The organism is Massilia horti (assembly GCF_004614195.1).
In the GTDB taxonomy this organism is placed as follows: domain Bacteria; phylum Pseudomonadota; class Gammaproteobacteria; order Burkholderiales; family Burkholderiaceae_D; genus Telluria; species Telluria horti.
Genome location: NZ_SPUM01000136.1, coordinates 36293 through 49203, shown reverse-complemented (window position 1 = coordinate 49203; position 12911 = coordinate 36293). Strand labels below are relative to the sequence as shown.

Here is a 12911-nt window from a genome sequence, read left to right as displayed (position 1 = left end):
TTCGACAACACGAATTGTACCGGGCGCCGGCATTTATTCACACCCTCGTAGGGTGGGCACCCTGTGCCCACGCGGTCACCGCATACTGACTTGCGGCTGCCGCTTCGTTACGCGACGTTCGCGGACCGCGTGCGCACAGGTGCGCACCCTACGACGCCCCCTCTCCGCTGGCTACATCACAGCGTCTTGACGAACTCGCGTACCCCACCCAGCAGCATCTCGATTGACATCGCGGCCAGGATCAGGCCCATCAGGCGCTCGAACGCCGTCATCACCTGTGGGCCAAGCCGTTTCTGCAGCCGTTCGGCGGAGAGGAACACCGCCAGCCAGACCACGGCAACCGCGCCCAGCGCGGCGACGTGCACCGCCACTTCTTCCATGCTGCGCGATGTGAACAGCAGCACGGTGGCCAGCGCAGAAGGACCGGCCAGCGCGGGAATCGCCAGCGGCACGATGAAAGGCTCGCCACCTTCGGTTCGGCCCAGCACGCCGTCTGGATGCGGGAACACCATGCGAATCGCGATCAGGAGCAGGATCACGGCGCCGCCGATGCGTAGCGCAACTTCGGAAAGCTGCAGCGCCGACAGGAAGTGACGGCCGAAGAACATGAAGATCAGCAGCAGCAGGAAAGCGATCGCGCATTCGCGCACCACGATCCGCGGGCGTCGCGGTACGGGTACATCCTTGAGTCCGGCGACAAACAAGGGCACGTTGCCGAACGGGTCGGTGACCAGCAGGAGCAGGATAAAGGTCTGGAAGAAGCTTTGGGTCATGGGGAGTTTGGTACGCCGAGGCCCTTCGGCAGGCAAAGGTAATTCGGCAATATTAAACGATGCGCAATCGAGATGGCGCAGTAACGAATAGGCATGTCACGAAGTGATAAAGGAAAACGTCGTTCCCGCCTGCGCCGGAACGACGTTTCCTGATTCATGCCGGGGTGGCGCAGAGAGGCACACCCGACAGCGGAATGATTATTTCTCGAACTTCTTCATCCACGCCGTCAGCTGGTGCGGGCGCAGGCCGTCGTAGTCTTCGAACGGCTGATGGATCCATGGGTTGTGCGGCAGGTCGACCAGATGGTAGTCCGGCTGGATCGACGAGGTGCCCTTGACCCAGATGACGGCCGAACGCACTTCAGTCACCTCGGGGAAGTTCTCCTTCAGGTGCGTGCGCACCTTCTGCAGCGTGACACCCGAATCGGCCAGGTCGTCGACCAGCAGGATGCGGCCTTTCAGCGGTCCCTTGGTCATCGTCATGTACTTGGCGATGTCCAGGTCGCCCTGCTTGGTGCCCGCTTCTTCGCGGTACGAGCTGGTCGACAGGATCGCCAGCGGCACGTCGAAGATGCGCGAGAAGACGTCGCCCGGGCGCACGCCGCCGCGCGCGAGGCACAGCACCATGTCAAACTGCCAGTTCGATTCATACACCATGAGCGCCAGGCGCTCGATCAGGCGGTGGTATTCGTCCCAGGATACCCAGAGGTCCTTGTCGGTCGATGGTGGGGTGGTCATGCTTGAGAACTCCTAACGTTTCTTTTGTTTTATTCGGCCGCGAACGGATGACGCAGGACGATGGTTTCTTCGCGGTCCGGGCCAGTCGACACCATGTCGACCGGAACACCGACCAGCTCTTCGATGCGCTTGATGTAAGCGCGTGCAGTGGCCGGCAGGTCGTCCATCGACTTGGCGCCGACGGTGCTGTCCTTCCAGCCCGGCATTTCTTCGTACACCGGCTTGCACAAGGCCGCTTCTTCCGCGCCGACCGGGAAGATGTCGACCGCGCGGCCGTCAATGGTGTAGCCGGTGCAGATCTTGAGCGACTCCAGGCCGTCCAGCACGTCCAGCTTGGTCAGGCACATGCCCGAGACGCCGTTGATCTGGACCGAGCGGCGCAGCAGCGCGGCGTCGAACCAGCCGCAGCGGCGCGCACGGCCGGTGACGGTGCCGAACTCGTGGCCGACGCGCGAGAGGTGCTCGCCGATGCCCTGGTCGGTCGGCAGCTCCGACGGGAACGGGCCCGAGCCCACGCGGGTGGTGTAGGCCTTGGTGATGCCCATGATGTAGTGCAGCATGTTCGGGCCGACGCCGGCACCGGCGGCGGCATTGCCGGCCACGCAGTTCGACGAGGTCACGTACGGGTAGGTGCCGTGGTCGACGTCCAGCAGCGAGCCTTGCGCGCCTTCGAACAGCAGGTTGCCGCCCGCCTTGTAGGTCGCGTGCAGGGCCGACGAGACGTCGCCGACCATCGGGGAGAGGCGCGGCACGAGGGCCATCGCGTCATCGAACACCTTCTGGAAGTCCAGCGCCTGGCCGCCCAGGTAGTTGGCCAGCACGAAGTTGTGGTAATCGAGGTTCTCTTTCAGCTTTTCGGCGAAGCGGGTTTCGTTGAGCATGTCCGCGATGCGGATCGCGCGGCGTGCGACCTTGTCTTCGTATGCCGGGCCGATGCCCTTGCCGGTGGTGCCGATCTTGTTGGCGCCGCGCGCGGCTTCGCGGGCGACGTCGATGGCGACGTGGTACGGCAGGATGGCCGGCGACGCTTCCGAGATCATCAGGCGCGACACGACTTCCACGCCGGCTGCCTGCAGCTTGTCGATTTCGCGCATCACGTCCGGTACCGAGACCACCACGCCGTTGCCGATGTAGCAGGCCACGCCTTCGCGCATGATGCCCGACGGGATCAGCTGCAGTGCGGTTTTCTGGCCCTTGATGACCAGGGTATGGCCGGCATTGTGGCCGCCCTGGAAGCGCACCACGCCAGCGGCGTGGTCGGTCAGCCAGTCGACGATCTTACCTTTGCCTTCATCGCCCCACTGGGTGCCAATGACAACGACGTTCTTTGCCACGTTTTTATTTGACATCACACTTAACCTAAGTTTTTGAGAATCCAATTTCCGTCTTCGAGGACGAGCACGCGGTCGCACTCGAACTCGTCCTGAACATTATCGTGACCCGGGAAGCTCTGGATCACCACTTCGCCGGCCTTGCGCAGCTCGGCGATTTTTGCGCGCAGTTCCGGCGCGTTGCCCCAGGGGGCGCGGATCGAGTGCTTGCGCCCGGCGGTCGGCAGCAGCCGCGCCAGTTCGCGCAAGTCGAGCGAAAAGCCGGTCGCGGGTCGCGCCCGGCCGAAGGCTTCGCCCACATGGTCGTAACGGCCGCCGCGCGCCACCGCGTTCGGCAGGCCCGGCACGTACAGCGCGAACATGGCGCCGCTTTCGTACTGATAGCCGCGCAGGTCGGCCAGGTCGATCGCGACCTGGGCGCGGCCAAGCGCGCTGCCGCACAGCGCCGCCAGTTCGGCCAGCGCACGCGTGATGCCCGGCAGCGGCGGCAGCACCTCGCGTGCGTGCGCGAGCATGTCACAATCGCCGTACAGGTTCGGCAGCGCGAGCAGCGCGTTACGCGTGACGGGTGCGTAGGACTGGGTGATCACTTCCAGTCCCGGGATGTCTTTTGCGCGCAGCAGGTCGTAGAGCTGCGCTTCATCGCGCTTGGCTGCCGGGTCCTCGGCCAGGAGCGCGCGCAGCACGCCAACGTGCGACAGGTCCAGGCGCGGTTCGGCAAAGCCGGCCAGCGCGAGCGTGGCCAGCGCCAGTTCCTGGATTTCGGCGTCGGCCTCCAGCCCCGCGTGGCCGTAGATTTCGGCGCCGATCTGCAGCGGCTCACGGGTCGCGTGCAGGCCCGACGGGCGGGTGTGCAGCACGCTGCCGGCGTAGCACAGGCGGGTGACGCTGTCGCGGTTGAGCAGGTGGGCGTCGATGCGCGCGACCTGGGTGGTCATGTCCGGGCGCAGGCCGAGCAGGCGGCCGGAGAGCTGGTCGACGACCTTGAAGGTTTTCAGATCGGTGTCCTGCCCGCCCCCGGCCAGCAGCGATTCGACGTATTCGAGCAGCGGCGGCATTACCAGCTCGTAGCCGTACAGGCGGAAGGTGTCGAGCATCAGCCGGCGCAGTTCTTCGATCTTGCGCGCTTCGGAAGGCAGGACGTCCGCGATACTCTCGGGCAAAAGCCAGTTTGGCATGGAAAAAGCGATGGGAGTTGTTAAACATCGGGCAAAAACAGCGCGGCGATGCGCGCGGTTCTAACGCCGAATCGGCTATTTTAGCCGAAAACAAGGTTGGGGAGAGAGGGTTGGTGACGGTCGGGGGCGGTTGGCGTTGTCAAAGTCCCACGATTAGGTGCCCCGATCACGATCACCCAGCGGAGTTCGTAGGGGGCGCGGGGCTGCCGAGGACCTGTGCGCACGCGGTTCGCGAACGCAGCGCAGTGCAGCCGCCGCCGCAAGTCAGCATATGGTGACCGCGTGCGCACAGGTGCGCACCCTACGAGGCGATTCACGCTCTGTTTGAACGCGTGGGCGGGAGACCCGCCCACCCTACGATTACTTGCTCTGCCCCGGACCGCGGAAGTACTTGAAGAACTCGGAGTTCGGGTCGACCACGATCACGTCGTTGCGGCTCTTGAAGCTCGCGCGGTACGCTTCGAGCGAGCGGTAGAACCGGTAGAACTCGGGGTTCTTGCCAAACGCCTGGGCGTAGATCTGCGAGGCCTTGGCATCGCCCTCGCCCTTGATCTTCTCGGCGTCGCGGAACGCTTCGGCGATGATCACGGTCCGCTGGCGGTCGGCGTCGGCGCGGATCTTCTCGCCTTCGGCCGCGCCGGTCGCACGCAGTTCGTTGGCCACGCGCCCGCGCTCGGCCTTCATGCGCTCGTACACCGAGTTGTTGATCTGGTCGATGTAGTCCACGCGCTTCAAGCGCACGTCGACGATCGCCACGCCGATCTCCTTGGCTTCGTCGGTCACGCGTTCGCGCACCGCATCCATCACGGCGCCGCGCGCGCCGGAGATCACGTCGCGCACCGTGTGGCGGGTGATTTCGTCGTTGAGCGCGGCCTTGATGATCTGCGACATGCGGTCGCGCGCGCGCGCCTCGTCGCCGCCAAAGCTGACGTAGTACAGGCGCGGGTCGACGATGCGCCATTTGACGAAGGCGTCGACCAGGATGTTCTTCTTCTCGGCCGTGATGAAGCGCTCGGCGTCGGGCGTGTCCAGGGTCAGGATGCGCTTGTCGAGGAAGACCACGTTCTGGATCAGCGGCACCTTGAAGTGCAGGCCGGGCTCGCTGATCACTTCGCGCAGCTGGCCCAGCGTGAACACGATCGCGTACTTGCGCTGGTCGACCACGAACATGCTTGATGACAGCAGCATCAGCGCGATGAACAGCGCCACGAGAATGCTAACCAGGCGGCTCATCAGCGGCTCTCCCTTTCACGTTCGCGGGTCGCGTCGCGGCTGCGCAGGTCGCGGCTGCGGACCGACTCCATCGTTTGCATCGCGTCCTGCGCCGGCACGGCCGACTGGGACTGCACTGGCGGCTGCGGATGCGGCTGCACCGGTCCCGATTTGGCGCCCTCGCCGGCGGCTTGCGCCATCAGCTTGTCGAGCGGCAGGTACAGCATGTTGTTGTTGGTCTTGGTGTCGATCATGACCTTGCTGGTGCTGGTGAAGATCTCCTGCATCGTGTCCAGGTACATGCGGTCGCGCGTGACGGCCGGGGCCTTGGCGTATTCCGTCACCACCTGGCTAAAGCGCGCCGCGTTGCCGGTCGCGTTTTCCACTACCATCGAGCGGTAGGCTTCGGCGTCCTGGATCAGGCGGAAGGCCTTGCCGCGCGCATTCGGGATCACGTCATTGGCGTAGGCTTCGCCCTCGTTGCGCAGGCGGACGCGGTCCTGGCCGGCCTTGACGGCGTCGTCGAACGCGGCCTGCACCTGTTCCGGGGGCTGCACCGCGAGCATGGTGACGTTGGCGATCTGGACGCCAAGCTTGTAGCGGTCGGCAAGCTGCTGCATCATGTTGTGCACGTCCACCGCGACCTTGTCGCGGCCTTCGTATAGCACGTAGTCCATCTTGCTCTTGCCCACCACCGCGCGCACCGCGGTCTCGGCGATCTGGCGCACCGCCTCGTCCTGGTCGCGGTTGTTGAATACCCATGCGACCGGGTCCTTCAGCTTGTACTGGACCGCGAACTGGATGTCGATGATGTTCTCGTCATCGGTGAGCATCAGCGCTTCCTGCGGCTGCTTGTTGCGCACGTTGGCGCGGTAGCCGATTTCGGCGGTGCGCACCTGGGAAACGTTGACGATTTCAGCCGACTGGAACGGGTACGGCCAGCGCCAGTTGAAGCCGGGGCCGGTGGTATGGCTGTACTTGCCGAAGGTGCTGACCACGCCCACCTGGCCTTCCTGGACAATGAAGGCGCCGCTGGCGAGCCAGATCAGGATGGCGATGGCGACCACGATCGAGACGGTGATGCCGGCGCCGCGCGCGTCGGGACGCAGCGGACCGCCGCCGTCGCCGCCGCGGCTGCCGAACAGGCGGTTCAGGCGCGCGTTGAAGTCGCGCCAGAGCTGGTCGAGGTCGGGCGGACCGCCGCCCTCGCCGGGGCGGCGGCCTTCCTGGGCCTTGTGGTCACCCTTGGGATTGTGCCCCCAGCGGGGATCGTTCAGAGTTAATTTGATGCCGAATCGTTTAAATATTGAACCGCGCATATCCTAATGTGGTCCGACAGGGGTGGAGGTGGGAATACTCTCAGCTGGCGCTTCTACATAGTCGTAGTGTGCCTCGGCATCGTCCTGCTCATCGTGAAACCGGGTCAGACCAGGCGCGGATGCGGCTGCCTCGGCGATCGCGTCGCGCAGCAGATCCAGGCCGGCGCCACTTTGGGCGCTGATAAAAACGCGGCTGATTTTATCATATTCATCACGTTCCACCCCCGGCTCTAGCCCTGCGGCATCGATCTTGTTCCACACAAGAATTTGGGGGACGTGGTCGGCGCCGATTTCGCGCAGCACTTCGTTGACCTGTTCGACTTGCTCGGCGCGCACCGGCGACGAAGCATCGACCACGTGGAGAAGCAGGTCAGCATGGATGGTTTCTTCGAGCGTTGCGCGAAACGCCGCCACCAGCTGGTGCGGCAGCTCGCGCACGAAGCCGACCGTGTCGGACACGACCACGTTGCCGACTGCGCCGCCCAGGTACAGGCGGCGGCTGGTGGTGTCCAGGGTCGCGAACAGCTGGTTCGCGACGTACACGCCGGCCTTGGTCAGCGTGTTGAACAGGGTCGACTTGCCGGCGTTGGTATAGCCGACCAGCGACACCGAGAATGTCTGGTTGCGCCCGCGTGCGCGGCGCTGGGTTTCGTGCTGCTTGCGCAGCTTGGTCAGGCGGGTGCGCAGCATCTTGACGCGCTCGCCGATCAGGCGGCGGTCGGTTTCGAGCTGGGTTTCGCCAGGACCGCGCAGGCCGATACCGCCCTTCTGGCGCTCAAGGTGGGTCCAGCCGCGGATCAGGCGCGTGGCCAGGTGCTGCAGCTGGGCCAGTTCGACCTGCAGCTTGCCCTCGTTGGTCTTGGCACGCTGGGCGAAGATGTCGAGGATCAGGCTGGTGCGGTCGACCACGCGCACGGAAAGGCGCCGCTCCAGGTTGCGCTGCTGCGCGGGCGAGAGCGCATGGTTGAAGATGACGATGTCGACCTTCTCTGCCGCCACGGTCTGCGCGATCTCGTCCGCCTTGCCGCTGCCGACAAAGTAAGCGGGATCGGGCGCCGCTCGGCGCGCGGTGATGGTGTCGACCGGTTCGGCTCCGGCGGAGCGCGCCAGCAGCGACAGTTCGTCGAGGCTGGCGGAAAAATCGCCAGCGCCAAAATCGATGCCGACCAGCGCTGCGCGCGTGGAGGTGGTGCCGGAGCCTTCAGCCATCGGCCTTACTCAGCTTCCTGAGATTCGAGATTGAGGTTGACGGCACGTGCGGGTACGACGGTGGAAATCGCATGCTTGTAGACCATCTGGGTGACCGTGTTACGCAGCAGCACCACGTATTGGTCGAAGGACTCGATATGCCCCTGGAGCTTGATCCCGTTGACCAGATAGATCGAAACCGGGACGTGCTCTTTGCGCAAGGCGTTGAGGAATGGGTCTTGTAACAGTTGCCCTTTATTGCTCATGACAGCTCCGTATGTTGTTGTAGTTCAAAAGTTGAGGCGACTATCCAAATTTCAAGTGCCTGGGCCAGAATTCAGCGGCAATGCGCGAATGATGGCCCTAAGCTACTGTAACCGGTTTTGCCGCTTTTTGTCGTACTGCCACCGTTTAATTCTGCGCCTTGGCAAACGGATTCTTTCCAGTACGCAATTCAATCCGGAGCGGCGTACCAATCAGGTCAAAGGTGTCGCGGAAATGCTTCTCCAGGTAGCGCTTGTACGGCTCGGTGACGCCTTCCAAAGCATTGCCGTGGATAACGATGACGGGCGGGTTCTGGCCGCCCTGGTGTGCGTAGCGCATCTTCGGGCGGGTGCCGCCCTTGCGCTTGGGTTCCTGCTTCTCGACCGCCTCCTCCAGCGCGCGCGTCAGGCGCGGCGTGGACAGTTTGGCGGTGGCGGCGGCGTAGGCCTCGTCGACCGCCCGCATCAAGGGCCCGATGCCGGTGCCCTTGAGCGCCGACAGGTAGATGTGACGGGCGAACGAGAGGAAATCCATCTTGCGGTCGATGTCGGTCTTGACCTGGTCGCGGTCGCTCGACTCCAGGCCGTCCCACTTGTTCACGCCCACCACCAGCGCGCGGCCGGACTCCAGGATGAAGCCGGCGATGTGGGCATCCTGTTCCGAAATGTCCTGCTGCGCGTCGAGCAGCAGGATCACCACGTTCGCTTCCGAGATCGACTGCAGGGTCTTGACCACCGAGAACTTCTCGATCGCCTCGAACACCTTGCCGCGGCGGCGGATGCCGGCCGTGTCGATCAGGGTGTAGTGCTTGTTGCCGCGCTCGAAAGGCACCTCGATCGAATCGCGCGTGGTGCCCGGCATGTCGAACGCGATCACGCGCTGTTCGCCGACCAGGGTGTTGATCAGGGTCGACTTGCCCACGTTTGGGCGGCCGACGATCGCGATCTTCACGCCGCGCTCTTGCGGTTCCAGTTCCTCCGCGTCCGCGGGACGTTGGGCAAAGGCCTGGTCCAGCGCCTCGTTGACCAGGTCCGCCACGCCGTCGCCGTGCGCGGCCGAGATCACGTACGGATCGCCCAGGCCGAGCTCGTAGAACTCGGCGGTGACCGAGGTGTACTTCATGCCCTCGCTCTTGTTCACGACCAGCATGACCTTGCGGCCGGACTTGCGCAGGAAGTCGGTGATGGTCTTGTCGTGCGGAGTCAGGCCCTGGCGGCCGTCCACGATGAACACCACCACGTCGGCCTCGGCCACGGCCTGGCGCGTCTGCAGCGCCATCTCGTGCATGATGCCTTCCTTGGCCACCGGTTCAAAGCCGCCGGTATCGATGACCAGGAACGGGCGTTCGCCCACCCGCCCTTCGCCGTAGTGACGGTCGCGGGTCAGGCCGGGCAGGTCTGCCACCAGCGCGTCGCGCGAGCGGGTCAGGCGGTTGAACAGGGTCGATTTCCCGACATTGGGTCGGCCCACTAATGCAATTACCGGCTTCATTTAATGTTTTATTCGACCGCGATCGCGGCCACGGTTCCGTTTTGTGTTTGAAAAATCAGGTGTTCGCCAGCGACCAGCGGCGTGCCGACAATCGCGCTGCCGTCGGTCGCCGCGCGCGCCAGGAACGTGCCGTCCTCGCGCGACAGGAAGTGGACCATGCCCTGGTAGTCGCCGACCGCTACCGCGCGGCCGTAGGACAGCGGGGTCGACAGGCGGCGGTACTCCAGCTTGTCGTTCTTCCAGGCGCTGGCGCCGCCGTCGCGGTTAAATGCGTACAGCGCACCCTTGTCGTCCGGGACGAACACGAACCGCTGGTCGACCGCCACGCCCACTTCCGAGGACAGGTCGCGCGTCCAGCGTGCGCTGCCGGTGGCCAGGTCGAAGCAGCCGACGCGGCCCTGGTAGGACACGGCGCACACGTCGTTCTCGAACACCACCGGGGTGCCGCCGATGTCGGTCACGCGCTCAAGTTCAGTCGCGCCCTTGGCCACGCCCACTTCGATCTCCCAGCGCGGCGCGCCGGTGGCCAGCACCAGCGAGGTCAGGCGGCCGCCGGGCTGGGCGATGATCACGTCCTTGTTCGAGACGACCATGCCCGGCGCCATGCGCAAGGTGAGCGGCGGCGCAGTGCGCTGCACGGTCCACTTCTTGTTGCCGTTGGTGGCGTCGAAGCCGACGATGCGGTTGTCGATCGAACGTGCCACCACGACGCCCTGCCCCACCACCGGCGAAGACAGGATTTCGCTGGACAGCTGCTGCTTCCACAGCGCCTTGCCGTCCATGTCGAAGGCAAGCAGCACGCCCTTGGCGCCGCCGACCACGATCTGGTTGCCGTCGGTGCCTACGCCAGCCGTCAGCGGCATGCCGGCCTTGATGCGCCACAGTTCCTTGCCGGTGGCGGCGTCCACGCGCACGATGTTGCCGTCGGCGCCGGCGACCACCACGGTGTTGCCCGCCAGGGCGGGCGAGAAGGTGTACGACTCGGCCTTGCCGACATTTAGCTTCCATGCCGTGCGCACGGCCATCGCAGCCTTCAGCTCCACCAGCGGTGCCGGCTGGCCGCCCTTCGGTTTGGATGCGAACGGATTGATCGAACTTAAGGTCGAGCAGCCCGTCAACACGGCCAGCACACCGACACCAACAAGCTTCCGGGTAATACGCATGTTTTTATACCTTGTTCTTTGACTGTGGGGCGAATTCAAAATGCGGGGACATCGCTAGCGCCAAATCGAAATCAATTGCCAGGTTCTGCGGGGCGCTGCGCGCACGAAACGCCAACAATGGGCGACCGTACCGCGTGCGCACAGGTGCGCACCCTACGAACTTATGCGGCTTCTTTCTGCTCAACCGGGACGGTGCCGCCGATCGATTCGAGCTTGACCGTGACGACCTGGCGGCCCGGGTTCCTCTTGTCCATGGCGGCCAGTGCCGCGGTGTAGGCGGTACGCGCTTCGGCCAGCTTGTTCTGTGCGGTCAGTACGTCGCCCTTGCGCTCCTGCACTTCGGCGTTGAACTGCGGCAGGATCTTGCCCGACAGCGTCTTGAGCGCGTCGCCATACGCTTTCTCATCCAGCTGCACGCCGGCCAGGCGCAACCTGGCGATCGACTGGTATTCCTCGTTGCCGTGGTCAAGCACCCACTGCAGCTGGGCCTTGGCGGTCTTCAGGTCGTTGGCGTCGAACGCGGACTTGGCCGCGCCAAGCGCCGCCATCTGGGCGTAGGCGGTGCCTTCATACTTCGACTCGATGTCCGCGGCCACGCGCTGGACCTTGGCGTTGTCTTTCGCTTCCAGCGAATTTTGCAGTTCGCCGTACAGCCCCGACGCGACCAAAGCGGACGTACGCTTGTGCGAGTTCCAGAAGTTGTAGCCGGCGTAGGAGCCCAGGGCGAGGATCAGCACCCAGGTGATGAGGTTGCCGTACTGGTTCCAGAAGGCCTTGAAGTTCGCTATCTGTTCCTGTTCTTCGAGATCGTATGCCATTGTCTATATCGTTATCGTTAGGTGGATCGGAACTGCAAGGGTTTATGCGTGGTAGTGCACGTGGTCGTGATCGTGGTCGTCGCCGACGATCTGGTCGACCACGTAGTCGACCACGCCTTCGAACGGCACGCTGGCCTGCTGCTGCTCGCCGGCTTCGCCGCGCAGCGACTTGACCGCGGCCATGCCGCTCTTGATCTCGTCTTCGCCGAGGATGACCGCGAACGCCGCGCCGGATGCGTCGGCCTTTTTCATCTGGCTCTTGAAGCTGCCCGCGCCGCTTGGCGTGGCGCAATGTAACACAACATCCAGGCCGGCATCGCGCAGGCGCTCGCCCAGGATGAAGGCCTGCATCTGCGCCTCGTCGCCCTGGTGCACCAGGTAGACGTCGCACTGGGCGGGCTGGACCGGCTCGCCGGCGCTCTTCATCAGCTCGATGATGCGCTCCATGCCCATCGCAAAGCCCACGGCCGGGGTCGGTTTGCCGCCGAACATTTCGATCAGCGGGTCGTAGCGGCCGCCGGCGCAGATCGTGCCCTGCGCGCCCAGTTCCTCGGTCACCCACTCGAACACGGTACGGTTGTAGTAGTCGATGCCGCGCACCAGGCGCGGGTTGACGGTGAATTGCACCGCGTTGCGGTCGAGGATCGCCTTGACGCCCTCGAAGTGCGCGAGCGACTCGCCTTCCAGGTAGTCGAGCAGCTTGGGCGCCTGGTCGACCAGTTCCTGCATGGCCGGGTTCTTGGTATCGAGAATGCGCAGCGGGTTGCTGTGCAGGCGGCGCTTGGCGTCCGCGTCAAGCTGGTCGATGTGCGCTTCGAAATAGGCGATCAGGTCGGCGCGGTGGCGCAGGCGCTCTTCGGCATTGCCGATCGAATTCAGTTCCAGGCGCACGTTCTCCAGCCCCAGGTCGTCCCACAGGCGGCGGCACAGCATGATCAGCTCGGCGTCGATATCCGGACCGGTGAAGCCGACCGCTTCCGCGCCGACCTGGAAGAACTGGCGGTAGCGGCCGCGCTGCGGACGCTCGTGGCGGAACATCGGGCCCTTGTACCACAGGCGCTTGGGGCCGTCGTAGGCCAGGTTGTGCTCGATCACCGCGCGCACGGCGCCGGCGGTACCTTCCGGACGCAGGGTCAACTGGTCGCCGTTCATCGAATCGGTGAAGGAATACATTTCCTTCTCGACGATGTCGGTCACGGCGCCGATGGCGCGCGCGAACAGGCGGGTTTCCTCGACGATCGGGGTGACGATCTTCTGGTAGCCGTAGCTTTTCAGGATCGTTTCAACGGTGTTTTCGAACAGCTCCCACAGCGGCGCATCGCTTGGGAGGATGTCGTTCATGCCTTTGATGGCGACGATTTTTTCTGATTTGGACATGTGCTTTCTGCTTTCCTGCAGCGCTCGCTCATCGTACCCGCCGGGCTGCCGCCGAGGCC

At 64.4% G+C, this 12911-nt stretch carries 12 protein-coding genes; all 12 read right to left on the bottom strand.

The window, feature by feature from the left end; all coding sequences use genetic code 11:
• Positions 1–176: 176 nt before the first annotated feature.
• Positions 177–773 (bottom strand): MarC family protein, encoded by a 597-nt coding sequence (locus tag E4O92_RS21035; protein ID WP_135191624.1) that lies wholly within the window; start codon positions 771–773, stop codon positions 177–179.
• A 198-nt stretch (positions 774–971) separates the two neighbouring features.
• Positions 972–1511, bottom strand: coding sequence for a phosphoribosyltransferase (locus E4O92_RS21030; RefSeq protein WP_135191623.1), 540 nt, complete (start codon positions 1509–1511; stop codon positions 972–974).
• A gap of 29 nt (positions 1512–1540) precedes the next feature.
• Positions 1541–2860, bottom strand: coding sequence for an adenylosuccinate synthase (locus E4O92_RS21025; protein ID WP_135191622.1), 1320 nt, complete (start codon positions 2858–2860; stop codon positions 1541–1543).
• A 5-nt stretch (positions 2861–2865) separates the two neighbouring features.
• The gene (locus E4O92_RS21020) at positions 2866–4020 is read right to left on the bottom strand and encodes an ATP phosphoribosyltransferase regulatory subunit (protein WP_135191621.1); all 1155 of its coding nucleotides are present in this window, start codon (positions 4018–4020) and stop codon (positions 2866–2868) included.
• Between the two features lie 360 nt (positions 4021–4380).
• Positions 4381–5253, bottom strand: coding sequence for a protease modulator HflC (gene hflC, locus E4O92_RS21015; RefSeq protein ID WP_135191620.1), 873 nt, complete (start codon positions 5251–5253; stop codon positions 4381–4383).
• Positions 5253–6551 carry an FtsH protease activity modulator HflK gene (hflK, locus tag E4O92_RS21010; protein WP_135191619.1) on the bottom strand — a complete coding sequence of 433 codons (1299 nt, stop codon included), beginning with the start codon at positions 6549–6551 and terminating at the stop codon, positions 5253–5255. Before hflK ends, hflC begins: the two co-directional genes overlap by 1 nt.
• A gap of 3 nt (positions 6552–6554) precedes the next feature.
• A complete protein-coding gene (hflX, locus tag E4O92_RS21005) occupies positions 6555–7760 on the bottom strand; it encodes a GTPase HflX (protein WP_135191618.1) in 1206 nt (401 codons plus the stop codon).
• 5 nt (positions 7761–7765) lie between these two features.
• Positions 7766–8005, bottom strand: coding sequence for an RNA chaperone Hfq (gene hfq / locus E4O92_RS21000; protein WP_135191617.1), 240 nt, complete (start codon positions 8003–8005; stop codon positions 7766–7768).
• 145 nt (positions 8006–8150) lie between these two features.
• Positions 8151–9494, bottom strand: coding sequence for a ribosome biogenesis GTPase Der (gene der / locus E4O92_RS20995; protein WP_135191616.1), 1344 nt, complete (start codon positions 9492–9494; stop codon positions 8151–8153).
• Between the two features lie 8 nt (positions 9495–9502).
• On the bottom strand, positions 9503–10657 hold the full coding sequence (gene bamB, locus E4O92_RS20990) for an outer membrane protein assembly factor BamB (protein WP_135191615.1): 1155 nt from the start codon (positions 10655–10657) through the stop codon (positions 9503–9505).
• A gap of 161 nt (positions 10658–10818) precedes the next feature.
• A complete protein-coding gene (locus tag E4O92_RS20985) occupies positions 10819–11475 on the bottom strand; it encodes a YfgM family protein (RefSeq protein ID WP_135191614.1) in 657 nt (218 codons plus the stop codon).
• A gap of 42 nt (positions 11476–11517) precedes the next feature.
• Complete coding sequence (hisS, locus tag E4O92_RS20980) at positions 11518–12852, bottom strand: histidine--tRNA ligase (RefSeq protein WP_135191613.1); 1335 nt, start codon at positions 12850–12852, stop codon at positions 11518–11520.
• Positions 12853–12911 lie beyond the last annotated feature (59 nt).